The organism is Fusobacterium mortiferum ATCC 9817 (genome assembly GCF_000158195.2).
GTDB lineage: Bacteria > Fusobacteriota > Fusobacteriia > Fusobacteriales > Fusobacteriaceae > Fusobacterium_A > Fusobacterium_A mortiferum.
Genome location: NZ_GL987989.1, coordinates 1 through 24,367, shown reverse-complemented (window position 1 = coordinate 24,367; position 24,367 = coordinate 1). Strand labels below are relative to the sequence as shown.

Genomic DNA, 24,367 nt, shown 5'->3' with positions numbered 1-24,367 from the left:
CCTAAAGGTTTGCTTTGTTTAATGCAGCCATCTATGTAAGCTATTGGGAACCAACATTTTCTCAATATTTGAAAAAGAAACGAGTAGAAGGCAAACATTATTATGTAGCAATATCTCATGTAGTAAAAAAATTAGTTAGACTTATTTTTCACTTAGAAAAAACAAATGAAAGATACAGTACAGTAGTCTAATTGTTCATAAATTTTAATACTGTCAAAAGGTTCTAACTAAACCTTCATTTTGTGATGTAAATTTCTAAATTAACAAATTTAAATTAAATTTTTTTATTTTTGATTTGACATTTAATAGTTAGTCTTAATTCTATATAGTTTATCTAACTGAGTTTATCTCTTTTACTCCCTCTTCTCCTAATTTTCCATTTTTCTTAATGTATTCATCATATACAGGTTGCATAGCTGCTTTAAACTCATCAGTATTAGGTTCTGTTATAGTTACTCCATTTGATTTAAAGAAATCTTTTAAACCTGCTTCTTCATCTACGAATAATTTTGTATGATATTCCGCTGCTGCTTCTGCTGCTTCTTTTACTACATTTTGTAAATCTTCTGGTAACATTTCCATAGTAGAATTACTTACTAAATACAATTGGTCATTTATAATATGATTAGTCATTGCTAAATATGGTTGTACTTCATAGAATTTTTGTGCTCTAATAGCTGATAGTGGATTTTCTTGACCATCTACTGAGTTAGTTTGTAATGCTAAGTAAACTTCTGAGAAAGCCATTGGTGTAGGAGATGCCCCCGAATATTTAGCATAGTTTAAGTTAGCTGGTGCTGTAGGAACTCTTAATTTTAATCCTTCCATATCTTTAATAGAGTTGATAGCTTTATTTGAAGAAGTTTGTCTAGTTCCATTATATCCTTGAGATAAAATAGTAATTCCTAGTTCATTATTAATTTTTTCTCTTAAATCTTCTCCAAATTGAGTTTCCCATGTTGCTCTTTGCATATGATTAAAATCTTTCATCATATATGGTAATGTATATACTTCTGCTTCTGGAAAGAAAATAGAGAATCTTCCTAACTCTGCAAATGTAAAATCAAGTGCTCCTCCTGAAAGTTGCTCAATCATACTTCTATCGTCTCCTAATTGTCCATTAGCAAAAATTGCAACTTCAATTTGCCCGTTTGATTTCTCCTTCAATTGTTGTGCAAAATACTCTGCTGCTTTGTACTCATTTGAAGATGTTCCAGCAACCATTCCCATTTTTAAATCATACTCTGCTGCAAGTGCTGCTGTTGTCATTACTCCAAATAAAATTCCTAATCCTAATTTTTTTAATCCTTTTTTCATTATTAAAACCTCCCACATTTTATTTTAAAAATTTTAATCTTCTAAATTTTCATAAAAAATTATTCTAGATTTGGATATTTCCCATTTTTCATCAAAAATTTTATTTTTATATAATATATCAAACATATTCTTTCCTGCTGCATACCCTTCTGAAGATATTTCTTCCATAACAGTCATATTAATTATTTTTTTCTTAATAAGATTTTTTATTATTTTTCCAATTCCATTTGTAACAATTTTTTTTCCTTTTAACATTTCTTTAGGTAATTTAACTAAAATATCATGTGCATATCTATTTATATACAATCCATCTATTTCTTCTTTAGTAAACAATTCCTTTATTAATTCCACACTCTTTTCAATTCCATTTCCTTCTAAAGGACCAATCACTTCTACATTAGCATCTTTTATTCTATCTAAAAAACCTTTTAAATACAACTTTGAAGAAACTTTATCATCCCCATTATCTATTATTAAAACTTTTTCATTCTCTCTTAAAAGATTATCCATAAGTCCTGCTGCTATTTTCCCTTGCTTTATATGGTCAGGACCTACATGAGGTATATCATTATGTAACCTAATTCCTAGTGATACTATTTTTAGTTTTTCTAAATATGGTTTTATAATTTTATAAACTTTTTCTTTATCCAAAGGAGTTATTATAATTCCATCTAAATCTTTTATTTTTAATAATTTTTCCAACTCTTCTATTTGCTTTTCTGGATCATTAATATCTGTTGTTTTTATTTCTATTTTATAGTTATATGCTTTGTATTCCTTAATAGCTAAATTAATTCCCCTTTTTATTTCACTTGTATAAAACTCATTTTTAGACTCTACTACTAAAGCACAAACTTTTTTTGTTTTTTTTCCTGCTAAAGAACTTCCCACATAGTTTTTTTCATAATTAGTTTCTTTAACTAATTCTAAAATTTTTTTCTTTGTTTCTTCTTTAATTAAAGGACTTCCATTTATTGCTCTTGCCACTGTAGTTCTACTTATCCCTAATTTTTCAGCAATTTCTTTTTGAGTTACCATAAACGTTCTCCTATTTTGTTCACGTGTTCATTTCTTCTAATATTAATATATCTTTTTTTTCTGTATTTGTCAATAATTTTATTTAAAATTTATTTATTTTTTGAACGTTTAAAACTTAAAACATTCATTTTCACCATTTATAAAATGAACATATTATTTTTTATAAAAATACACTTGTTTTTTTCTTTATATAATTTTTTTCTTTTTTTTATAAAAGTAGCATGATTATTAGTTTTACATACACCAAATATCTTTTTTCGAACAGTTGTACCGAAAAAAAATCTTGACTTTTTATAGAAAAAATACTATTATAAGTTATTATTAAAAAATGTTCACGAGAACAAAAATTTTAGTTTATATCTTTATAAAATTTTAGGAGGTTTTTTATGAATTGGCATTGGTTTAACTGGGTTATTATCTTACTTTATTTTGTAGGTATGTTTATGGTTGGAGTTTATTTTTCAAAAAGAACAACTTCTACTGAAGATTATTTTAAAGCTGGAGGAAGAGTTCCTGCTTGGGTAACTGCTTGTAGTATTTATGCAACTGCACTATCATCTATATCTTTTATTGCTATTCCTGCTTCTGTTTTTAGTAAAGGATGGCTATTAGGGATGGCACCTTTAGGAATTATTCCTATTGTTTGGGTTGCAGCTGTTGTATTTGTCCCTTTCTTTAGAAGAGTTAACGTAACTACAGCTTATGAATATCTTGGAAAAAGATTTGATAACAAATTCAGACTTATTGGAAGTTTAGCTTTTATTCTTTTCCATGTTGTTAGAATGGCTATAGTACTTTATCTTCCAACATTAGCTTTACAACAAGCTCTTCCAAGTTTAAATCCTGTAATACTTACTGTTGGAGTTGCAATTTTCTGTGTTGCTTATACTTCAATGGGAGGAATTGAAGCAGTTTTATGGTCAGATGCTATTCAAACTATTGTTTTATTACTTGGAGCACTATTAATTATCATAGCAGGATTTACAGCTGCTCCTGAAGGAGTTGGACAAGGATTTAAAGCCCTTTCTGAAGGTGGAATGCTTTTAAATAGTGATTTCTTTAGTATGGACCTTGCTAAAATCAGTATTTGGACTATGTTAATAGGTGGATTTGTTAACTCTATATACTCTTATGTAGGAAGCCAAGATATAGTTCAAAGATACAACACTACTAAAAATGAAGAGGAAGCTAAGAAAAGTTTATTTATGAATATTCCTTTACTTCTTACAAGTATCTTTATCTTTGTAGGAATGGGTTCTGCTCTATTTATATTCTTTAAATTTAAAGCTCAACTTCCTACTGGTATAAATGGAAATGCTATATTACCATACTTTGTAATTCAATATATCCCTACTGGTATTTCTGGACTTGTTCTTGCAGCTATATTTGCTGCTGCTCAATCTACTGTTTCATCAAGTTTAAACTCTGTTTCTACTTGCATGACAGCTGATATCTTAGAACATTTAAGACCAGATATGAGTGATAAACAAAAATTATCTTTTGCTAAAGGTTCAAGCTGGGTAGTAGGAATTTTAAGTACAATACTTGCAGTACACTTCTTATATGCTGGACAAGGAGATATGTTCCTATACTTCCAAGCAATTACTGGATTATTAGGAGGCCCTATTGCTGGAGTTTTCTTAGTTGGTATCTTCTTTGAAAAAGTAAATACAAAAGCTGTTTGGGTTGGATTTATAGCTTCAATATTAATAGCTGTATATTTAACTAACCCTATGGGAATGGCTGCTGCTGTAATTCCTAACTATGTTCAACCAAAAGTATTTGAATTTATGATATCTTTCTTAATAATAGGTGGTAGTGTTATTGTATCAGTATTAGCTTCTTTTGTAACTGGAACACCTAGAGCTGAACAAATAAAAGGTTTAACTTATTCTTCAGTTAAAAATATGAAATAAGATACTAAGTTATTTAATTCTCATCAATTTAATTTTATAAAAATATCTCAAATAAGAGATAAACCCTTAGCATTAAACTAAAGGTTTATCTCTTTTTATTTTATTTACTTTTTATATTTTTGCATATTGTAAGAACATAAATATCATCTACATATATATCCTCTTTTAAAAGTTCACAAAGATTTCTAAGAGTAGCTCCTGTACTAAATATATCATCTACTAAAAGTATATTTCCTCTCTTTGTTAATTTTCTTTCCTTAATTATACTATTTTTAAATAGTTCCATCTTCTTCTCTTGAGGAAGTTTTTTTAACTCTTCAGAACTTAATTTTCTAAAGAAATCTAAAGATATTGGCTTTTGTAAATTTTCTCCTAGATGTTTTACTACTTGAAAAAGTGGTTGAATCTCTCTTGAATAAGTAGGAGGTGTAGCTATTATTCCATCAATTTTATCAGCTATCTTCCATTCTTCCTTTATAAATTTCGTCACTATATTTGCTATTTCTATAGCTTTATTATATTCTTTATGATATTTTAACTCATTCATTGCTTTTCCAATCTCACTATATTTTACATCAAAAATTGGATAACCAAAAATATCCTCCCCTTTATAATTACTTTCTAGCATAAAATAATCTAATGTATATCCCTCTTTCCAATTTCCTTCAATAATCATAGGATTTATTTTCACTTTCATTCCCCTCCTAATCTATTAGTATACCTTATTTAAATTATACATTTTTTATGAATAAAAATCAAATAAACTGTTTAATATTTTTTCGAGATAACTTACTTTCTAATATTTTATTAGTTTTTTTATAAAAAACACTTGATATTCTTCAATAGTTGATGTATAATCTACTTAATTGTTCTAGGGAGCTGAATTTATGTAAATTCTACTATTTGGACGAGAAGTTTTTTATTTTGGAGGTTTGTAAAATGTTAAAGGGAACTGTAAAATGGTTTAACAAAGAAAAAGGATTTGGATTTGTAACTAGCGAAGATGGTGCTGATTATTTCGTACACTTCACTGGAATAGTAGGAGAAGGATTCAGAACTTTAGAAGAAGGACAAGCTGTTACTTTCGAAGTTACAGAAGGTAAAAAAGGACCTATGGCTGTAGACGTTAAAGTTGCTTAGTTTTTATAAATATGATTTTTTGAGAGCGATTTTTATCGCTCTCTTTTATTTATTCATTTTTTCCTATTTTAGATAAAAATTCAAACTTTTTAATAGTATCTTTTACCTTTCTAATATTTGTAAACTCATCTAATCTTGGTAAAAAATTATGGTTATTGGCTAAATCCATAAAATCAGCTAAAGCTTCTAAATGTTCCTCTCCATCTATAGAGGTAAAAACTAATATTGTTTTTACAGGAAGATTTTCAGGAAAAATAACTTCATTTTCTAAAGTAAGTAATCCCATAGCAGTTTTAAAAACATTATTATCATTTTTACTATGAGGAATAGCAATTTTTTTATTGGTAACCATATATGAACCATATTCTTCTATCTTTTTAATCATGCTATCTATATATGTCTTATCACATGAACCATCATCTAGTAACATCTCACCTATCTCTAATATAGCTTCTTTCCAATCATTAGAATCACTTTGCAAAATAATATTATTCTTTAAAAGCTCAGAAAGAGAAAGAATATTTTTACTAGTATCATCAATAAGTAAATCACCTATAAATTCCTTTAATTCTTTTTTTAATGTTGCTAAATCTGTAATAAGAGTATTTTTCTCTATTATTTTTATTAAATTACTAAATCTAATTTTTCTTTGTTGCTCCTGTAATCCAGCTTTTTGTAAATTTATTTTATCTTCATTAGATAAAATAGTATTAACTTGTACTATTGGTTTTGAAAAACTATTATCTAAATGTAATGTAGTAATAATTAAATCAATTTCATCTAAATCGTACTCTTCTAACTTATAAATTGGGATTATATCTTTTACAAAAACACTATAAGCATTTTTTAGTTGCTGAGCTAAAAGTTTTGATGTTCCATAGCCAAAACCACAAACAATTAAAACTTTTTTCTCTAAAGAAAAATTTTTATCAATGGCACTTTTAAAATGAGTCCCTAAAAAAGCTATCTCATCTGGAGTAATCTCCATTCCTATAAAATCTTCCAAAGGAGATAATGATTTTTTTGTAGCTTCAAAAATAGGTTTATAGTTTTTCAAAAAATCAGTTAAAATAGAATTTTCTAGAGAAATACTATTTTTTAACCTATGAATTGTCGGTTTTAAATGATTTATAATTCCATATAACAAATCTTTATCCTTAGTTAAATCAATCTCCATATTTATTGAAAAATTTTCTATTATCTTTTTTGCTAAAACATCAATCTCTATCCAAAAATTATAAAAATTACTTTCATTACAATAATTATGACTCCCTAAATATAAATCAGTTAATTTTAAAATTTCAATATCATTTATAAAAATATTAAAATTTTTCTCTATAATTTTTATATTATTTTTTATTTGAGAATACTCAGCAGTTCTTTTGAAAAAATTCTCATTTTCCATCTTTGTTAAAAACTTACCATTTTTTAATCTCCAAATCATAATACAAATATAGTTTTGAAATGTTAAATAAGGTTCATCAGCAATTAAAATATTTTTTTCTTCCATTAGGATATCTATAAATTTTTTAGAAATCTCCTTGTATTCTAATAAAAAAATCTCATCTAATAATTTTTTTATAAACTCTGAATGTTTAGAAGAAAAATAATTAAAATACTTATTTAAAAATTTTAATTGGGCAGTTCTAATATTTCCCTCTTCTCCAACTAAGATTAATCCCTTTTGAATCTCTGTTTCTAATTTCAAATTGTATTTTTCTAATTTTTCTCTAATCTCTCTTACAATATTTTTTATAGTTGTTCTACTAACATCTAACTCTTCACCTAGGTCTTTTAAATTCAATTTTTCTTGAAATAATGTTTTAAATAATACTATTTCATCTTTTATTTCATCTGTAGAGATATTTTTTTGAAAGAAAGAGATTACATCAGAAAGTACATTTAAATTTGAATAAAAAAGTTCCCCTTTAGACTTTTTTTCTATCTCTATAAAATGACTTTCAGAAAGAAGTTCATTTATTTTCTCTATATCATACCGAATACTTCTTTCATTTATAAAAAGATTTTCTGATAGATATTTATAAGAAGATTTTCCTTCATTTTCTAAAAGTATTTTTAATATATCTAACATTCTATTTGTCATCTGCTTTCTCCTTACAAATTGTTATTATATTAATTATATCATAAAATATTAAAATCAACTAAATTAAAACATATAAAGTCAAAAAAAATCATATTTTTTTGAAAAATTTAGATTCTATTCAAACAAGTAAAATTTTGTTATACTCATACTATAAAATATAAGTGGAGGTAAAAGTAATGAATTTTAGAAATTTAATTGATGAAAATTTAATTATTCTTGATTCAGAGTGTAAAACAAAGGTTGAAGCTATTGAAAAATTAGTTGACCTTTTAAATGCAAGTGGTGTTTTAGAAAACAGAGATGAGTTTTTAAAAGTTGTAATGGAGAGAGAAACAAAATCTCCAACTGGATTAGAAGATGGTTTAGCAATTCCACATGGAAAGTCTACAACAGTTAAAAGTGCTAAAATCTCAGCAATGAGATTAAAAAATAAAATTACTGATTGGGAATCAGTTGATGAAGACAATGAAGTTGAATTAGCTTTCTTAATAGCTATTCCAGATTCAGAAAAAGGTTCTACTCATATAGAAGTTTTATCAAATTTAACTACTCTATTTATGGAGGATGGATTCTTAGATGAATTAAAAAATGCTAAAACTAAAAAAGAATTTTTGGATATAATCTTAAAAAATGAAAAAGTTGAAGAAGAAAAAATAGAAGAAAAAGTTGAGGAAAATAATTTCGTTCAAAATACAGCAGAAAAGCAAGATTTTAAACAAACTTTAAATAGAATGAAAGAACACTTACTATTTGGAACATCTCATATGATTCCATTTATAGTTGCAGGAGGAGTTCTTTTATCATTAGCAGTTATGTTATCAGGAAAAGGTGCTGTTCCAGATAGTGGATTCTTAAAAGAGATGGCAGATATGGGTATTGCAGGACTTACTCTTTTCACTGCAATACTTGGAGGATATATAGCTTACTCAATAGCTGATAAACCAGGATTAGCACCAGGTATGATTGGTTCTTGGATAGCAGTACAAAACTATAAAACAGGATTCTTAGGTGCAATTATTGTCGGATTCATAGCTGGATTTATCGTTCAAAATTTAAAGAAAATTAAATTACCAGATAGTATGAAATCTCTAGGTTCAATCTTTATCTATCCATTAATAGGAACTTTCTTAGTTTGTTCTGTTGTTATTTGGATAATTGGAAATCCTATTGCAAGTATGATGGAAGCAATGAATAATTGGCTAGCTGGAATGGCTGGAAGTGGAAAAGTAGTGTTAGGAAGTATTCTAGGAGGAATGACTGCATTTGATATGGGAGGACCTATCAATAAAGTTGCTACACTATTTGCTCAAACTCAAGTTGACACTCAACCTTGGTTAATGGGAGGAGTTGGAATAGCTATTTGTACTCCACCATTAGGAATGGCATTAGCTACATTTATGTCTCCTAGAAAATATACTAAAGAGGAAAAAGAAGCAGGTAAAGCTGCTGCTATAATGGGACTTATTGGTATCAGTGAAGGAGCTATTCCATTTGCTGCTGCTGACCCTGTAAGAGTTCTACCAGCAATAGTTGCAGGAGGAATTGTAGGAAATGTTATTGGATTCTTAATGAATTGTATTAACCATGCTCCTTGGGGAGGTTGGATTGTTCTTCCTGTAGTTGAAGGAAAAATAGGATATATAATAGGTACTGTAGCTGGAGCTCTAGTTACTGCACTAATAGTAAATGCTTTAAAACCAATAGCAATTGAAAAAGAGGATTCTGAAGAAGAAATAAACTGTGAAAGTGTACAAGGAGAAGGAGAAGCTGAAGTATTAGCAATAACATCTTGCCCTTCAGGAGTTGCTCATACTTTCTTAGCAGCAAAAGCTCTAGAAAAAACTGCAACTAAATTAGGCGTAAAAATAAAAGTAGAAACTCAAGGAGCTAATGGAATTGTTAATAGAATAACTCCAAAAGATGTAGAAAACGCAAAAGTTATTATATTTGCTCATGATGTTGCTATAAAAGAACCTCAAAGATTTAAAAATATAAAAATAGTAGATGTAAAAACTAAAGTTGCAATTCAAGACCCTAAAACTTTAATTCAAAATAGCTTAAAATAGTAACTTAAAAATAAATTAGAGCAAGTATGGTTTAAACCTACTTGCTCTAATTTATTTTTTATCTACAATTATTTTAACTCTATATTCATCTTAGAACTTTTATAAATTTTCATATCTTTATCCACTATCAATACACCTAAATTATTTTTATCAGAATAATCTAATATTTCATCAACAGGCATAGTGAAAAAAGCTGTAGAATACATATCTGAGAAAAAAGCATTATCTGATATTACTACTATCATTTTTTTATCTGCTACAGGAAAACCAGTTGTCTTATCAATTATATGATGATATCTCTTTCCATCTATCTCAATATAAGTTTGATAATCTCCTGAAACTCCCATTCCTTCATTATTTAATTCTACTATTCCTAAAAGTTCCTTTGGATTTTCTGGATTTTCTACCCCTATTCTCCAATTTTTTCTGTCTGGTTTAGTATTTATAGTTTCTATACTAGAAATAGATGAAATAAAAGCACTTGTTACTCCTAAATTTCTCATAGTCTCTTTAGCTTTTTCTACTGCATATCCCTTTAAAAATGAGCCTGTATCTATCTCTGCCTTATCCTCTGAATAATACAATTCATTCCCATCTAAAACTATTTTAGAAAATCCTATATATTCCATTGCTTTTTTTAACTCTTCTATTTTGGGAAGTTCTCTTTGCTCTTTAGCACCAAAATTCCAAACATCTAAAAGAGGACCTATTGTTACATCATATTTTCCATGAGATAACTCATAAATTTTTTTTAAATTTTGAAAAAGATATACTCCCTCTTCATCTAGTTTTACTTTTTTTTCTTTCCCAGAATTTAAATTATCTATAATACTTCCTTTTACTTTACTATTAAACTTATTATCTATTCTTTCTATCTCTTGAAAAGCAGCTTCAATAGCTCTATTTGCCAATTTTTCATCTTTATCATATACAGTTATACTTATATAAGTTCCAAATAAAAACTTACTATTTTCTATTTTTTGTACCTCTTTACTGCAAGATAAAATAAAAATTGGCAATATTAAAATTGCCAATATTTTTTTTAACATAAAGTTATTCACCAACTTTATCTTCCGCTATTTCATATCCTATTTTTCCAGCTAATATCTCTCTAAAAGCTTTTTTTACATCAGTATCTTTTTTGCTACACTTAGTTAAAAGAGGCTCTCCTTTTCCTATTTGTCTAGCTCTTTGTCCACTTACAATTGTTAGTATATATTTATTAGGTATTTTTTCTAATAATTCATCATATATTATCTCTTTTTTCATATATAATCCTCCTATTAATTATATTTATCTTCTATAATTTTTCTAAGTGCTGCACAAGACTCTTCTACTGTTTTATTAATAATTGTTACTTCATACTCTTTTTCATATTCTAATTCTTTAATAGAGTTTTTAAGTCTTAATTGAATAGTCTCTTCACTATCTGTTTTTCTTCCTCTTAATCTAACTTCTAATTCTTCCATAGTTGGAGTTTTGAAGAAAATTAAATGTGCATCTGGATACTGAGCTTTTACTTGTAGCCCTCCTTGTACATCTATCTCTAATATTACATCTTCTCCAGCTAAAAGTCTACTCTCTACTTCAGATTTTAAAGTTCCATAATAATTTCCATGAACAGTAGCATACTCTAAAAATTCTCCATTTTTTTCTTTAGCTAAAAACTCCTCTTTAGTTAAAAAATAGTAATCTCTCCCGTTCATTTCCCCTTCTCTTGGAGCTCTAGTTGTAGCTGATGTAGCTAGATTGATTCCAAGCATTTTGCGAACCATTCTACAAATAGTAGATTTTCCAGCACCACTTGGTCCTGATACTACATATAGATGACCTTTTGTTCCTCTACTCATTTTTTTCTCCTTTCTCTATCCTAAGTGATATTGTTTCTGGATTTATTGCTGACATTATAACATGGTTTGAATCTGTTATTATAAGAGTTTTTGTTTTTTTCCCTAAAGTTGCATCAATCAATCTATTTTCTATTTTTGCTTCATCTCTAAGCCTTTTACTAGGAGCAGAATCAGGATTTATTATAGCTACTATTCTACTCTGTATTACCATATTACCAAATCCTATATTTATTGGTTTCATCTCTCCTCCTATTCTATATTCATTGATTGCTCTCTTATTTTTTCCAATTCATTTTTACACTCTACTATAAGTTTTGAAATTTCATAAAGATTTGATTTTACCCCTGTTGTATTTAACTCTCTATATATCTCTTGTAATATAAAATCTATTTTTTTACCTACTGCAACTCCTTTTAAAGAAAGTTCTTTCTTTAATTGTTCCATATGACTATCCAATCTAGAAATTTCTTCTGAAATATCAGATTTATCAGTAAAAAGTAATATTTCTTTTAATATATCTTCCTCTTTAAATTCAATATTTCCTTTTATTTTATCTAATCTTTCTAAAAGTTTATTTTTATATATTTCTACAACTTGGTCTTTATATTTTTTTATTTCATCTATATTAGCTTCTAATACAGAGATTCTTTCAAGGAAATATATTCTTAAACGTTCCCCTTCTTCTTCTCTTGTTTTAATGAAAGGTGTTAATAATTCTTTTATCTTTCCTAATATGAAATTTGTATATTCCTCTTCATCTATTTCAAAATCATTTTTCTTTATTACATTTAAATTTCTAACTAAAATATCCATTTTATTACTAAATTTTTCATTAAAATCTTTTTCCATTTCAAGTAATACATTCATGTATCCTTTACTTTGCTCTTTATCGTAATCAAAAAGTTTTCCTAAATCTCTTAAATCACTAAACTCTATTTTTAAATCTAATGACCCTCTACTTACTTTAGAAGCTATCTCTGTTCTAATTGCTCCCTCTAAAAAATTAAGATTATATGGAAGTTTTATTTTTAAATTCAAATTTTTGTTATTTACACTTTTAAGTTCCATGTTCAAAGCATACTTATCATCTTGATAAGACAACTTTGAATATCCTGTCATACTTCTCATTACAACCTCCAGAAAGATAAAACAGATATAGGAATAGGCGACAATGTCGCCTATTCTACATCTACTATTACTCTTGTTCCATTAAATCTTCTTCTATAACTTTTGCTTTTATCTTTTTATAAGCACTAAATCCAGTTCCAGCTGGTATCTTCTTACCGATAATTACGTTTTCTTTTAATCCTTCTAAGAAGTCAACTTTTCCTTCAATAGCTGCATTTGAAAGAACTTTAGTAGTTTCTTGGAATGAAGCTGCTGATATGAAACTTCCTGTATTAACAGCTGCTTTAGTAATACCTTGAATAATTGGTTCATATTTGATTATAGCTTTTCCTTCAGCTTGAAGTTTTTCGTTTTCTAACTCTACTACTCTCTTTTCTACAACTTCATCCTCTAAGAATAAAGATGCTCCTGAATCAACTATTCTTACTTTCTTAAACATCTGTTTAACGATAATCTCAATGTGTTTATCATTTACAGTAACTCCTTGGTCTCTATACACTTGTTGTACAGATTCTAGGATAAACTGCTCAGCTGCTACAAGTCCTTTAATATTTAGAACGTCAAATGGAGAAATAGCTCCTTCTGTTATCTTATCTCCAGCTTTTACAAGCATTCCATCAGTAACAACTAGACGCTCTCCAACTGGTACTAAGTACTCTTTATAATCACTTGAATCAGAAACTGATTTAACTAAGATTACTCTCATACCTTTCTTCTTCTTACCAGTTACTTCTACCTTACCTTCTATTTCAGTAAGCATTGCTTTTCCTTTAGGATTTCTAGCTTCAAATAGCTCTTGAACTCTTGGAAGACCTCCAGTGATGTCTTTTGTTCCTGCTCCCTCTTTAATGATTTTAGCAATGATTTGTCCTTTTTTAATCTCTTCCCCTTCCCTTACCATTAAGTAAGCTCCGAATGGGATAGTATAGCTTCCTTTTGTATTTCCTTCAGCATCAAATACCACAACTCTTGGGTTGATATCTCCAGATTCTACAGGTTTAATTGCCATAAATTCTGTAACATCATATTTTTCGTCATAGTTTTCTTTTACATAAAGTTCTCTATACTCAATTCTTCCATCTTGGTCAGCAATAATAGGGATATGGAATGGGTCGAATGTAACTAATGTTTCTCCAATTTCAACTTGTTGTCCCTCTTTTACTTTTAAGATAGAACCTGATGGAATCTCATAATCATAGTTTCCTATAATTAATTTAGCAGATTGACTAACTACTATTTCGTCTCCATTTTCCTCATTTACTAGTATCTTAACGTCTCTATAAGCTACCTTACCTGAATTTTCAGCTCTAACTCCACTTACTACTGCTGCTGCTGTTGCAACTCCTCCAGTATGGAATGTTCTCATTGTAAGCTGAGTACCTGGTTCTCCGATTGATTGAGCTGCAATAACTCCAACCGCTTCTCCAAGTAATATCTCTTTATGGTTAGATAAATCCATTCCATAACATTTTCTACATACTCCTTTTTCAAGAGCACAAGTTAATGGAGATCTTATCTTAACTTTTCTAATTCCTAATTCATCTATTTTCTTAATTAGTTCTTTTCCAATTAAAGTATTTCTTGGAGCTATTACTTCTCCTTCATATACTAAATCTTCTGCAAGAACTCTTCCGTTTATTCTTTCTTTTAACTCTTCAATTACCTTACCTTCAGAGATTAATTCTCCTACTTCAATTCCTTGATGAGTTCCACAATCTTCTGCATTAACTATAACTTCATGTGATATATCAACAAGTCTTCTTGTTAAGTATCCTGAGTCAGCAGTTCTTAGGGCAGTATCTGCTAGTCCTTTTCTAGCTCCGTGTGATGACATAAAGAACTCTAATACTGTTAGTCCTTCACGGAAGTTAGCTTTGATAGGTACCTCGATGATTCTTCCTTGTGTATCGGCCATGTTTCCTCTCATTGCCGCTAACTGTCTCATCTGAGAAATGTTACCTCTGGCTCCTGAGTTCGCCATCATGTAAACTGGGTTGAATTGATCTAGTCCATTCATCATTGCTTTAGTGACTGCATCAGTTGCTTCAGACCATACAGTGATTGTTTTTCTATATCTTTCTTCGTTAATAATTTTTCCTGCTTTATAATCAGCTTCGATTTGTGCTACTTGCTCATCTGCTTTTGCTAGGATATCTTTCTTAGCTGCTGGAATTTCAAGGTCTTCTATACCAACTGATACTCCTGCCATAGCTCCATAGTGGTATCCAAAATCTTTAATCTTGTTGATTAATTCAGCTGTTTCAGTAAATCCATGCTCATCATATAACTTAGCAATAAGTTTCTTTAATTGAGATTTACCAAAAGTTTGGTTATATTGTTTATCTACTTCAGGTAATAATTCATTAAACATTAATCTTCCTGGAGTAGTTTCTATCATTTCACCATTTATTCTTACTTTAATCATAGCATGAGTATCTAATACTCCATTATGATAAGCAGTTAAAGCTTGAGCTATATTAGAGAATGCTTTTCCTTCTCCTTTAGAACCTGGTCTTTCTTTAGTCATATAGAAACATCCCATAACCATGTCTTGAGATGGAACTGCTATTGGCTCTCCATTTGATGGAGAAATAATATTATTTGGAGCTAACATTAATAGTTTTGCTTCCATTATAGCTTCTGGAGATAGCATTAAGTGAACTGCCATTTGGTCTCCATCGAAGTCAGCGTTGAATGCAGAACATACTAATGGATGAAGTCTAATTGCTTTTCCTTCTATTAATACTGGTTCAAATGCTTGAATAGATAGTCTGTGTAGAGTCGGAGCTCTGTTAAGTAGTACTGGGTGATCTTGAATTACATCCTCGATTACATCCCATACTTTATCATCTGCTTCTTCAACTAATTTCTTAGCTGTTTTTATGTTAGAAGCTAGCTCTCTTTTTACTAACTCTCTCATAATGAAAGGTTTATATAACTCAAGAGCCATTTTCTTAGGAATTCCACATTGATTCATTTTTAATGATGGTCCTACAACGATAACCGATCTTGCTGAGTAGTCAACCCTTTTTCCAAGTAGATTTTGTCTAAATCTTCCTTGTTTTCCTTTTAACATATCAGAAAGAGATTTTAACTCTCTGTTATTTTGAGCAACTACTGGTTTTCCTCTTCTTCCATTATCTATTAAAGCATCTACTGCTTCTTGAAGCATTCTTTTTTCGTTTTTAACAACTATTTCAGGTGCTTTTATTTCTAATAATTTTTTAAGTCTGTTATTTCTATTGATAACTCTTCTATATAAATCATTTAAGTCAGAAGTTGCAAATCTTCCTCCATCTAATTGTACCATTGGTCTTAAATCAGCTGGTATTACTGGAACATTTTTAAGTATCATCCATTCAGGTTTGTTGTTAGAAGCTATAAAATCTCTTACTATTTTTAATCTCTTAACAACTTTCTTTCTCTTTTGAGATGAACTTACATCATCTAACTCTTTTTCTAACTCTACTCTTAACTCTTCAAGATTGATTTTCTCAAGAAGTTTTAAAATAGCCTCAGCTCCCATTAAAGCTTCAAATCTATTTCCATATAATTGCTTATATAATTTATATTCTTTTTCAGTTAAGATTTTTCCTTCTTTTAAATTACTTTCTCCAGTTTCAGTAACTACATATCTAGCAAAATATAGTACTGATTCTAATTCTTTTGGAGATAGTCCTATTATAAGTGACATTTTATTTGGTGTCCCTTTAGAATACCAAATATGAGAAACTGGTGCAGCTAGAGAAATGTGTCCCATTCTCTCTCTTCTTACCTTAGATCTAGTTACTTCTACCCCACATTTTTCACAAACTAGACCTTTATATCTCATTCTTTTATACTTTCCACATGCACATTCCCAATCTTTAGTTGGTCCGAATATTTTTTCACAGAAAAGTCCATCACTTTCTGGATTTAAAGTTCTATAGTTTATTGTTTCAGGTTTTGTAACCTCTCCGTGAGACCATTCTTCAATTTTCTCAGGAGATGCTAATCTAATTCTTATTTTCTCAAAACTTCTAATTCCCATTAAATACAAAGCCTCCTTATTGAGATAAAGCTATAAACGACTAGAAATAAGCTAAAGAGTTTACCTCCTTAACTTATTTTCTAATCTTAAAATATCAATTATTTTTATTAATCTTTAAAGTCATCTAAAGGAGAGTACTCTGTTAATACCTCTTCTTTATTTAACTCTTCATCTACGTTTATTATATTATCTTCACTATCAAATAGTTCTACATCTAATGCTAGTGCTTGGAACTCTTTTAATAATACTTTAAATGATTCTGGTAAGTCTGCTTCTGGCATCTCTTCACCTTTTATGATAGCTTCATAAGTTTTTGTTCTTCCAGTAACATCGTCTGATTTTACTGTTAACATCTCTTGAAGTATATTAGATGCTCCATATGCTTCTAATGCCCAAACTTCCATTTCTCCAAGTCTTTGTCCTCCGAATTGAGCCTTTCCTCCTAGTGGTTGTTGAGTTACTAATGAATATGGTCCAATTGCTCTTGCGTGCATCTTATCTTCAACTAAGTGGTGTAGTTTTAACATATACATTCTTCCTACTGTTACAGGATTATCAAATTTATCTCCTGTTCTTCCATCGTATAAGTCAACTTTTCCACTTCTAGGGAATCCTAATTTTTCTAAATAATCCTTAACTTGCTCTTCAGATGCTCCATCAAATACTGGAGTTGCTATATGTGTTCCACCATTATAGTTACCCATAGCCATTCCTAAGTGAACCTCTAGTACCTGTCCTATGTTCATACGTGATGGCACTCCTAGTGGGTTAAGTACAACGTCTAAGTGTGTTCCGTCAGCTAAGAAAGGCATATCTTCTGCTGGTAATACTCTTGATACAACCCCTTTGTTTCCGTGACGTCCTGACATCTTATCTCCAACAGTGATTTTTCTTTTTTCTGCAACTAATATTTTTATAGCTTTATTTACACCAGCTTTTAGTTCATCACCATTTTCTCTTGATAACTCAAGAATCTCTACTACTGTTCCTTTTGAACCATGAGGCATTCTTAAAGATGTATCTCTTACATCTCTTGCTTTTTCTCCAAATATTGCTCTTAATAATTTTTCCTCAGCAGGTGGTTCAGTTTCTCCTTTAGGAGCAGTTTTTCCTACTAGGATATCTCCTGGTCCTACTTCAGAACCAATAGTTATGATACCATTAGCATCTAATTTTCTTAATGCTTCTTCAGAGATATTAGGGATCTCTCTAGTGATTTCCTCATCACCTAATTTAGTATTTCTTGCTTCTATTTCATACTCTTCTATATGAATTGATGTAAATACATCATCTTTTCTTAATCTATCAGAAATTAAAATAGCGTCCTCATAGTTATATCCTTCCCAAGGCATGAATGCCATAAGAATATTTCTTCCTAGTGCTAAGTCTCCACCTTTTGTAGCAGGTCCATCAGCAAGTATACTTCCTACTTTTACTTCCTCACCTAATGATACTAATGGAGTTTGATGTAAACACATTGAAGCATTAGATCTTTCATAATTTAATAATCTATACTTATGTTCTTTTCCATTTTCATCTTCTATAATAATTTTACTAGCATCTACATAAACTACTTTTCCATCTACTTTAGATACTACTAATGCTCCAGAATCTACAGCAACTTTTCTTTCAAGTCCTGTTCCAATATAAGGAGCTTCTGTTCTTAATAATGGTACTGCTTGCCTTTGCATGTTTGATCCCATCAGTGCTCTGTTGGCGTCGTCATGCTCAAGGAATGGAATTAATCCTGCAGATACAGATACCACTTGTTTAGGAGAAATATCTAAGTAATCAACTTTTTCTCCTGTTATATTTACTATTTCATGTCCAAATCTACAAACAACCTCTCCTAAAAGCTCGTTGTTTTCACCAATTTTAGTATCAGCTTGGGCAATAAATAATCCTTCTTCTTCGTCAGCTGCTAAGTACTCGATTCTATCAAAATCAGCTTTTCCATCTACTACTTTAATGTAAGGAGTTTCTATAAATCCATATTTATTGATTTTAGCATAGATAGCTAATGATCCAATAAGACCGATGTTTGGTCCCTCTGGTGTTTCTATTGGGCAGATTCTTCCATAGTGAGAGTCATGTACGTCTCTAACCTCGAATCCTGCTCTTTCTCTTGAAAGTCCTCCAGGTCCTAAAGCTGAAATTCTTCTCTTATGAGTTAACTCAGATAATGGATTTGATTGGTCCATGAACTGAGATAATTGACCAGAACCAAAGAAATCTAATATTAAAGCATTTAATGGTCTAGTATTTAAAAGAGATTGTGGAGTTAATGTTTCAGAGTCCTGAATAGTCATTTTCTCTCTTACCATTTTTCCCATCTTAGAAAGTCCAGCTTTAATTTGCATTAAAAGTAACTCTCCTACTCCTCTTACCCTTCTATTTGATAGATTATCTATATCATCAGTATGTCCATTTCCATTATTTAAGTTAATTACATACTTCATTGTAGCTATGATATCTTCTTTAGTTAAAAGTATCTCATCATCAGGTACATTTAACTTAAGTCTTTTATTCATCTTATATCTTCCAACTGGCTCAAGGTCATATCTTTGAGGGTTGAAAAACATTTGTCTAATAAGTGATTTAGCTGATTCTATAGTAACTAAATCTCCTGGTCTTAACTTTTTAAATACTTCAGTTACTGCATCTTCTTTTGTTAATGTAGTATCATTTAATACTGTATTTGCTAATAATTTATCTTCTGGTTTAACTTCCCAATAAACAACTTTATCTACTTTAGCATCTATTATAGTTTCAATTAAAGCTTCGTCAATAACTGCATCTACTTCAGCTATTATCTCTCCAGTTTCTTCATCATAGATATCTTCTTTGATGAAACTTCCTTCAAATTTTGTTCTAAGAACACTTACTAACTCTTCTCTATTTTTATATTTTTGGAATATAGGAGTTAATTCTAATTCCTTTGTTTCTAAAAAGTAATCTTTAATTTCTGTATTGTTCTCAAAAAAATCAATAGCCTTTAAGAATACAGTTGCTAATACTTTTTTCTTTCTGTCAATCTTAACACTTAGGAAATCATTCTTGTCAGTTTCAAATTCAAGCCAAGTTCCTTTATAAGGAATAATTTTTCCTGAAAATAGGTCTTTACCAGTTTGAATATTTATCTCTTTATTAAATGATACACCTGGTGATCTATGTAATTGTGATACAACAACTCTTTCAGCACCATTTATTACGAAAGTTCCTCTTTCAGTCATTAAAGGTATCTCTCCAAAATATACCAATGACTCTTGTATCTCATTTCCACTTTTCTTATTTATAAGTCTTAATCTAACTTTTAAGGAAGCTGAGTAAGTCTTACCTCTTTTTTTACACTCAAGTTCATCATTTAATGGTGGTTCAGCTTCATGTAACTCATAAGCTACATATTCTAACTTGATATCTCCATTAGAAGATTCAACAGGGAAAATTTCTCTAAAAGCTGATTCTAACCCCTTGTCTTTTCTATTATTTGGAGCTTCTTTAGCTTGTAGAAAATCTTCATAGGAATCCAATTGGAACTCAAGAAAATGAGGCATACTTCCTCTCTCTTTTATCCTTCCAAAATTCAATCTTTCAACGAGTTTCCCCATTAATTCACACCCCTTATCAATCTTAAAATTTAATACCTAATCATTTGCAAATAACAGGCTAATCTATTTCCAAATGATTAATTATCACTTTCCAAAAATAAAAATTAGTATACTCTTAATAATTAGTAAAAAGGCACTCTGTTCAAGAGTGCCTATTTTTTTTAACTAAGTTAAGATTTATTGCTCAGTCAACAGTTTGAGTTAAAACTATTTAACTTCTACAGTTGCTCCAGCAGCTGTTAACTTCTCTTTTATAGCTTCAGCTTCTTCTTTAGCAACTCCCTCTTTTAATTTTCCACCGTTGTCTACTAATTCTTTAGCTTCTTTTAATCCTAATCCAGTGATTCCTCTTACTTCTTTGATTACAGCTATTTTGTTAGCTCCTGCAGAAGTTAAGATAACGTCAAATTCAGTTTTCTCTTCAGCTGCTGCTGCTTCTCCTCCTGCTACTGCTACTGCCACTGGAGCTGCTGCTGTTACACCAAAGTGCTCTTCTAAAGCAGTTACTAATTCTTTTAATTCTAAAACTGTCATAGCTTCTAAATCAGCTATAAATTGTTCTCTATTGAATGCCATTTATTGTTTCCTCCTTAATTTTTCGAAAATATTTATCTTAATTTTTTATTTTTGATTTTAAATTTGACCAAAATTATTCAGCTGTAGTTTCAGCTTCTTTTTTATCAGCGATTGCCACAGTTGCGTAAGCAAGTTTTCTGATTGGTCCAAGCATTGAGTTAAGTAACATAGAAAGTAATTGATCTCTTGAAGGTAATTTAGCTAGAGCTTCTACCTCAGTTGCTTCAACTCTTTTTCCTGTTAATAATCCACCTTTAATTTTGAATACATCTTTTTTTGCTTTAGCCTTATCTTTTGCTAAATCAAAAACTAATTTTGCAGGAGCTACTGGATCTGCATATCCAAAAGCGAATGCTGTAGTCCCTTCTAATAAATCATCAAAAGAATCTTCTACTCCAGCTTCTTTTAATGCTATTTTGAATAATCTGTTTTTTGCAACTAGATATTCAGCACCTGCTTCTCTTACTTTTTTTCTTAATTCAGTTTCCTCGTTAACTGTGATTCCTTGATAGTCAACTAATACTACTGATTGAGCTTTTCTTATTTTTTCTGCTAGTTCAGCTACTTGTTCGATTTTTGCTTGAGTTGCCATTCTTTGATTCACCTCCTCTTTCTTCTAAAAATTACCTCCGTGCCAAAGGTTAGGAACGGAGGTTGTAATCAAACTATGAGGCTAGCGAAACCTTATTCCAACCTCGGTAGGATAATTTAAGGTTCACAACCACCTACGGTCTTTGGTTTGGATCTATATTAAATTATTTATCCAACATATTTAGCTACTAATGCAGGGTCCATTTTGATTCCAGGTCCCATAGTTAGTGATACAGCAACAGTTCTTAAGTATTGTCCTTTAGAAGATGCTGGTTTTAATCTTGTAATTTGATCCATGAAAGCCTTGAAGTTTTCTTCAATTTTTTCAGGTGCAAAATCTGCTTTACCAATTGGTACATGAATTGATCCTAATTTGTCAACTCTGAATGCTAATTTACCTTTTTTGAACTCAGTTACTGCTTCTGCAATGTTTGGAGTAACAGTTCCTGATTTAGGGTTAGGCATTAATCCTTTAGTTCCTAGGATTTTTCCTAATCTTCCTAATTTAGGCATCATGTCAGGAGTAGCGATTACTAAGTCGAAATCTAACCATCCTTGTTGAATTTGATTTATATATTCTTCAGCTCCTGCATAATCTGCACCAGCTGCTAAAGCCTTCTCTATGTTAGCTCCTGAAGTTATTGCTAAAACTTTTATAGTTTTTCCTGTTCCATGAGGTAATACAACTGTACCTCTTACTTGTTGATCTGCATGTCTAGGATCTACTCCAAGTCTTAATGCTACTTCTACAGTTTCTGTAAATTTAGCTGTTCTAGTTTTTAATACTAGTTCTAAAGCTTCTTTAACTTCATAAAGCTTTCCAGTTTCTACTAACTTAGCTATTTCTAAGTATTTTTTTCCTCTATGTTTTGCCATGTTTTAATTTCCTCCCTTTGTGGTGATGCGGATGCCTCCTACCACTTAATATAGAGTGGCTCGATTAGCCATCTCCCAAACAAATTAATTAGTCTACTATTTTGATTCCCATTGATCTTGCTGATCCAGCTATTATTCTCATAGCTGCTTCTACTGATCCTGCGTTTAAATCAGGCATTTTAGTTTCAGCAATCTCTTTTAATTTAGCTGTTGTAATTTGTCCAGCAACTTCTTTTTTAGAGTTTTTAGCTGCTGTTTGGATTCCTGCTGCTTTTTTTAATAAGTCTGATGCAGGTGGAGTTTTTAATATAAATGTGAAACTTCTGTCATTATAAACAGAGATTTCTACTGGAATTATCCATCCTGATTTGTCTTGAGTTTTTGCATTGAAAGCTTTACAGAATTCCATAATATTTACTCCGTGAGCTCCTAATGCTGGTCCAACTGGTGGAGCTGGGTTAGCTTTACCTGCTGGTAATTGTAGTTTTATTAATTTAATTACTTCTTTTGCCATTTTTTAAAATTACACCTCCGAAAAATGTGTGGTAATGACGGTGTCATCTCCCACTAACAAGGCTCTAATTAGCCTTTTGAACACTGTCAAAATCTACTTCTACTGGAGTCATTCTTCCAAACATTTCGATCATGACTTTAGCTTTTTTATGCTCCATATCTATTTCTGCTACTTTACCCTCTTGATCAGCAAAACCACCTTTAAGAACTTTTACATAATCACCCACGGCAAAGTTTATTTTTATTACTTCTTTTAATTCTTTTTCTTCCTCTGTTAAATCAAGTCCTATAACTTCAAAAATATTTTTGACTTCTTCATCTTCCATAGGAATAGGGTCAGAACCAACACCTACAAATCCTGTTACACCATTTGTATTTCTGACAACATACCAAGCATCAGAATCAACTCTAAAGTTAATTCCTTCATTACTTTCCTCTCTTGTAGCTACCATTTCTAGCATTACATATCCTGGAAATATTTTTCTTGCAACAGTCTTCTTCTTTCCTCTTACTTCTTCAATAGTCTCTTCTTCAGGAACAAGAATCTTTGTTACGATATCTCCCATTCCAAGAGTTTCTATCTTTTGTTCAAGGTCAGTTTTTACTTTTTTTTCATACCCTGAATAAGTATGAATCATAAACCATTTTTTTACTAAGGTTTTTTCCATTTCTTTATCCTCCAAAGAGAGATACCAAAATTTTTAATAGTCTAGAAGCAATTAAATCAAAAACTCCCAAATATATACTAAGTATTAAGCTCATTGCTATTACCCAAAGAGTTGAGTTTTTAACTTCCTCCTTGTTAGGCCATTGAACTTTGGAATACTCCGTTTTTATTCCTTGAAAAAGATTCATGCGATCACCTTTTGATTCGACATTATAAAAAAATGGCAGGTCAAGAGGGACTCGAACCCCCAACCCTCGGTTTTGGAGACCGATGCTCTACCAATTGAGCCATTGACCTGCACGTTGTAAAACTAAACTAATTATTTCTTAGTTTCTTTATGTAAAGTAACTTTTTTGTCCCACTTACAGTATTTATTAATTTCTAATCTTTCTGTAGTATTCTTCTTATTTTTTGATGTGCTATAGTTTCTTCTTTTGCACTCTGTACATTCTAATTGAATATTTACTCTCAATTTTACACCTCCACTCATAACGGTATCATTCAGATCCTCCCATACGCCTTATGCATATGGTGTTAAAGAGTTTATATCTTGCTTTCTAAGACTTAGATATATTACCATATTTTTTAAACTTTGTCAAACATTTTTTTAATATTTTTTTAGTATCTCTAAAAAATTATTTTAGTAATAAAAAAGCTTGGCAAGTTCCTATCCTCCCAGGAGGCTTCCCTCCAAGTACTTTCAGCGTTTACGGGCTTAACTTCCAGGTTCGGAATGTTTCTGGGTGTACCCCCGTAGCTCTTCTCACCAAGCATTATTAACTTCTTTTAATGTAGCACAGATTTCTTTCACTCATCTGTGTCTCATTTAATATAATCGTAACTTTGTTACTCTTTATTTAATGGAACATTCAAAACTATATAGTAATATCAGGTAACGCTGATTCCTTTCAGTCATCTGCGTCTAAATAATCATAGTCGTAACTTCG

General features: G+C 30.2%; 21 protein-coding genes, 1 tRNA gene, 1 rRNA gene and 1 other annotated feature. Of the genes, 3 read left to right on the top strand and 20 right to left on the bottom strand.

Translation table 11 applies throughout. The annotated features are described in order from the left end of the window. Positions 1–330 precede the first annotated feature (330 nt). Positions 331–1,317 (bottom strand): sialic acid TRAP transporter substrate-binding protein SiaP, encoded by a 987-nt coding sequence (locus FMAG_RS06275; protein WP_005885137.1) that lies wholly within the window; start codon positions 1,315–1,317, stop codon positions 331–333. 33 nt (positions 1,318–1,350) lie between these two features. Further along, complete coding sequence (locus FMAG_RS06270; protein WP_005885135.1) at positions 1,351–2,355, bottom strand: substrate-binding domain-containing protein; 1,005 nt, start codon at positions 2,353–2,355, stop codon at positions 1,351–1,353. Between the two features lie 386 nt (positions 2,356–2,741). Between FMAG_RS06270 and FMAG_RS06265 the strand changes: the two genes are divergently transcribed. Continuing rightward, positions 2,742–4,271, top strand: a complete 1,530-nt coding sequence (locus FMAG_RS06265; RefSeq protein ID WP_005885133.1) for a sodium:solute symporter — start codon at positions 2,742–2,744, stop codon at positions 4,269–4,271. Between the two features lie 100 nt (positions 4,272–4,371). Here FMAG_RS06265 and FMAG_RS06260 read toward each other — a convergent pair whose 3' ends face one another. Continuing rightward, positions 4,372–4,968 carry a ComF family protein gene (locus FMAG_RS06260; RefSeq protein ID WP_005885131.1) on the bottom strand — a complete coding sequence of 199 codons (597 nt, stop codon included), beginning with the start codon at positions 4,966–4,968 and terminating at the stop codon, positions 4,372–4,374. Between the two features lie 242 nt (positions 4,969–5,210). On the opposite strand from FMAG_RS06260, the gene FMAG_RS06255 reads away from it, so the two are divergent. Next, positions 5,211–5,411, top strand: coding sequence for a cold-shock protein (locus tag FMAG_RS06255; protein WP_005885129.1), 201 nt, complete (start codon positions 5,211–5,213; stop codon positions 5,409–5,411). A gap of 49 nt (positions 5,412–5,460) precedes the next feature. On the opposite strand, the gene FMAG_RS06250 is transcribed toward FMAG_RS06255, so the two are convergent. Further along, the gene (locus FMAG_RS06250; RefSeq protein ID WP_005885127.1) at positions 5,461–7,515 is read right to left on the bottom strand and encodes a BglG family transcription antiterminator; all 2,055 of its coding nucleotides are present in this window, start codon (positions 7,513–7,515) and stop codon (positions 5,461–5,463) included. A 176-nt stretch (positions 7,516–7,691) separates the two neighbouring features. Between FMAG_RS06250 and FMAG_RS06245 the strand changes: the two genes are divergently transcribed. Continuing rightward, positions 7,692–9,581 (top strand): PTS fructose transporter subunit EIIC, encoded by a 1,890-nt coding sequence (locus tag FMAG_RS06245; RefSeq protein WP_005885125.1) that lies wholly within the window; start codon positions 7,692–7,694, stop codon positions 9,579–9,581. A 68-nt stretch (positions 9,582–9,649) separates the two neighbouring features. Here FMAG_RS06245 and FMAG_RS06240 read toward each other — a convergent pair whose 3' ends face one another. From FMAG_RS06240 to rrf, 16 genes are all read right to left on the bottom strand, one after another. Then, a complete protein-coding gene (locus FMAG_RS06240) occupies positions 9,650–10,630 on the bottom strand; it encodes an FAD:protein FMN transferase (protein WP_040493836.1) in 981 nt (326 codons plus the stop codon). Positions 10,631–10,634: 4 nt separating this feature from the next. Next, the gene (gene rpoZ, locus FMAG_RS06235; protein WP_005885121.1) at positions 10,635–10,850 is read right to left on the bottom strand and encodes a DNA-directed RNA polymerase subunit omega; all 216 of its coding nucleotides are present in this window, start codon (positions 10,848–10,850) and stop codon (positions 10,635–10,637) included. Between the two features lie 14 nt (positions 10,851–10,864). Then, on the bottom strand, positions 10,865–11,431 hold the full coding sequence (gene gmk, locus FMAG_RS06230) for a guanylate kinase (protein WP_005885119.1): 567 nt from the start codon (positions 11,429–11,431) through the stop codon (positions 10,865–10,867). Further along, positions 11,424–11,672 carry an extracellular matrix/biofilm biosynthesis regulator RemA family protein gene (locus FMAG_RS06225; RefSeq protein WP_005885117.1) on the bottom strand — a complete coding sequence of 83 codons (249 nt, stop codon included), beginning with the start codon at positions 11,670–11,672 and terminating at the stop codon, positions 11,424–11,426. The genes gmk and FMAG_RS06225 overlap by 8 nt, the downstream gene beginning before the upstream one ends. A gap of 8 nt (positions 11,673–11,680) precedes the next feature. Beyond that, entirely contained in the window at positions 11,681–12,559 is an 879-nt protein-coding gene (locus FMAG_RS06220; RefSeq protein WP_005885115.1) for a YicC/YloC family endoribonuclease, read from the bottom strand. A gap of 67 nt (positions 12,560–12,626) precedes the next feature. Continuing rightward, positions 12,627–16,589: a DNA-directed RNA polymerase subunit beta' gene (gene rpoC / locus FMAG_RS06215; protein ID WP_005885113.1), complete on the bottom strand. Its 3,963-nt coding sequence runs from the start codon at positions 16,587–16,589 to the stop codon at positions 12,627–12,629. A gap of 107 nt (positions 16,590–16,696) precedes the next feature. After that, positions 16,697–20,197, bottom strand: a complete 3,501-nt coding sequence (gene rpoB / locus FMAG_RS06210) for a DNA-directed RNA polymerase subunit beta (RefSeq protein WP_005885111.1) — start codon at positions 20,195–20,197, stop codon at positions 16,697–16,699. A gap of 207 nt (positions 20,198–20,404) precedes the next feature. Next, a complete protein-coding gene (gene rplL / locus FMAG_RS06205) occupies positions 20,405–20,773 on the bottom strand; it encodes a 50S ribosomal protein L7/L12 (RefSeq protein WP_005885109.1) in 369 nt (122 codons plus the stop codon). Between the two features lie 73 nt (positions 20,774–20,846). Beyond that, positions 20,847–21,365 carry a 50S ribosomal protein L10 gene (rplJ, locus tag FMAG_RS06200; protein ID WP_005885107.1) on the bottom strand — a complete coding sequence of 173 codons (519 nt, stop codon included), beginning with the start codon at positions 21,363–21,365 and terminating at the stop codon, positions 20,847–20,849. Positions 21,366–21,384: 19 nt separating this feature from the next. After that, positions 21,385–21,529: a sequence feature (ribosomal protein L10 leader region), on the bottom strand. 3 nt (positions 21,530–21,532) lie between these two features. Continuing rightward, the gene (rplA, locus tag FMAG_RS06195; protein ID WP_005885105.1) at positions 21,533–22,240 is read right to left on the bottom strand and encodes a 50S ribosomal protein L1; all 708 of its coding nucleotides are present in this window, start codon (positions 22,238–22,240) and stop codon (positions 21,533–21,535) included. A gap of 88 nt (positions 22,241–22,328) precedes the next feature. After that, positions 22,329–22,754 (bottom strand): 50S ribosomal protein L11, encoded by a 426-nt coding sequence (gene rplK, locus FMAG_RS06190; RefSeq protein WP_005885103.1) that lies wholly within the window; start codon positions 22,752–22,754, stop codon positions 22,329–22,331. Between the two features lie 64 nt (positions 22,755–22,818). Then, positions 22,819–23,421, bottom strand: a complete 603-nt coding sequence (gene nusG, locus FMAG_RS06185) for a transcription termination/antitermination protein NusG (protein ID WP_005885101.1) — start codon at positions 23,419–23,421, stop codon at positions 22,819–22,821. Between the two features lie 4 nt (positions 23,422–23,425). Then, on the bottom strand, positions 23,426–23,608 hold the full coding sequence (secE, locus tag FMAG_RS06180; protein ID WP_040493832.1) for a preprotein translocase subunit SecE: 183 nt from the start codon (positions 23,606–23,608) through the stop codon (positions 23,426–23,428). A gap of 33 nt (positions 23,609–23,641) precedes the next feature. After that, positions 23,642–23,717: transfer RNA gene (locus tag FMAG_RS06175), tRNA-Trp, on the bottom strand. 22 nt (positions 23,718–23,739) lie between these two features. Beyond that, on the bottom strand, positions 23,740–23,892 hold the full coding sequence (gene rpmG, locus FMAG_RS06170; protein WP_035960606.1) for a 50S ribosomal protein L33: 153 nt from the start codon (positions 23,890–23,892) through the stop codon (positions 23,740–23,742). Positions 23,893–24,074: 182 nt separating this feature from the next. Next, positions 24,075–24,191, bottom strand: a 5S ribosomal RNA gene (rrf, locus tag FMAG_RS06165). Positions 24,192–24,367 lie beyond the last annotated feature (176 nt).

Excerpts from the sequence above, each read along its gene's own strand:
- rplK (WP_005885103.1), bottom strand. The coding sequence starts at position 22,754 with ATGGCAAAAGAAGTAATTAAATTAATAAAACTACAATTACCAGCAGGT.
- rplL (WP_005885109.1), bottom strand. The coding sequence starts at position 20,773 with ATGGCATTCAATAGAGAACAATTTATAGCTGATTTAGAAGCTATGACA.
- FMAG_RS06240 (WP_040493836.1), bottom strand. The coding sequence starts at position 10,630 with ATGTTAAAAAAAATATTGGCAATTTTAATATTGCCAATTTTTATTTTA.
- FMAG_RS06275 (WP_005885137.1), bottom strand. The coding sequence starts at position 1,317 with ATGAAAAAAGGATTAAAAAAATTAGGATTAGGAATTTTATTTGGAGTA.
- FMAG_RS06245 (WP_005885125.1), top strand. The coding sequence starts at position 7,692 with ATGAATTTTAGAAATTTAATTGATGAAAATTTAATTATTCTTGATTCA.
- nusG (WP_005885101.1), bottom strand. The coding sequence starts at position 23,421 with ATGGAAAAAACCTTAGTAAAAAAATGGTTTATGATTCATACTTATTCA.
- rpoZ (WP_005885121.1), bottom strand. The coding sequence starts at position 10,850 with ATGAAAAAAGAGATAATATATGATGAATTATTAGAAAAAATACCTAAT.
- FMAG_RS06225 (WP_005885117.1), bottom strand. The coding sequence starts at position 11,672 with ATGAAACCAATAAATATAGGATTTGGTAATATGGTAATACAGAGTAGA.
- FMAG_RS06250 (WP_005885127.1), bottom strand. The coding sequence starts at position 7,515 with ATGACAAATAGAATGTTAGATATATTAAAAATACTTTTAGAAAATGAA.
- FMAG_RS06265 (WP_005885133.1), top strand. The coding sequence starts at position 2,742 with ATGAATTGGCATTGGTTTAACTGGGTTATTATCTTACTTTATTTTGTA.
- rpoB (WP_005885111.1), bottom strand. The coding sequence starts at position 20,197 with ATGGGGAAACTCGTTGAAAGATTGAATTTTGGAAGGATAAAAGAGAGA.
- FMAG_RS06260 (WP_005885131.1), bottom strand. The coding sequence starts at position 4,968 with ATGAAAGTGAAAATAAATCCTATGATTATTGAAGGAAATTGGAAAGAG.
- rpoC (WP_005885113.1), bottom strand. The coding sequence starts at position 16,589 with ATGGGAATTAGAAGTTTTGAGAAAATAAGAATTAGATTAGCATCTCCT.
- rplA (WP_005885105.1), bottom strand. The coding sequence starts at position 22,240 with ATGGCAAAACATAGAGGAAAAAAATACTTAGAAATAGCTAAGTTAGTA.
- rplJ (WP_005885107.1), bottom strand. The coding sequence starts at position 21,365 with ATGGCAACTCAAGCAAAAATCGAACAAGTAGCTGAACTAGCAGAAAAA.
- FMAG_RS06220 (WP_005885115.1), bottom strand. The coding sequence starts at position 12,559 with ATGAGAAGTATGACAGGATATTCAAAGTTGTCTTATCAAGATGATAAG.
- FMAG_RS06270 (WP_005885135.1), bottom strand. The coding sequence starts at position 2,355 with ATGGTAACTCAAAAAGAAATTGCTGAAAAATTAGGGATAAGTAGAACT.
- secE (WP_040493832.1), bottom strand. The coding sequence starts at position 23,608 with ATGAATCTTTTTCAAGGAATAAAAACGGAGTATTCCAAAGTTCAATGG.
- gmk (WP_005885119.1), bottom strand. The coding sequence starts at position 11,431 with ATGAGTAGAGGAACAAAAGGTCATCTATATGTAGTATCAGGACCAAGT.
- FMAG_RS06255 (WP_005885129.1), top strand. The coding sequence starts at position 5,211 with ATGTTAAAGGGAACTGTAAAATGGTTTAACAAAGAAAAAGGATTTGGA.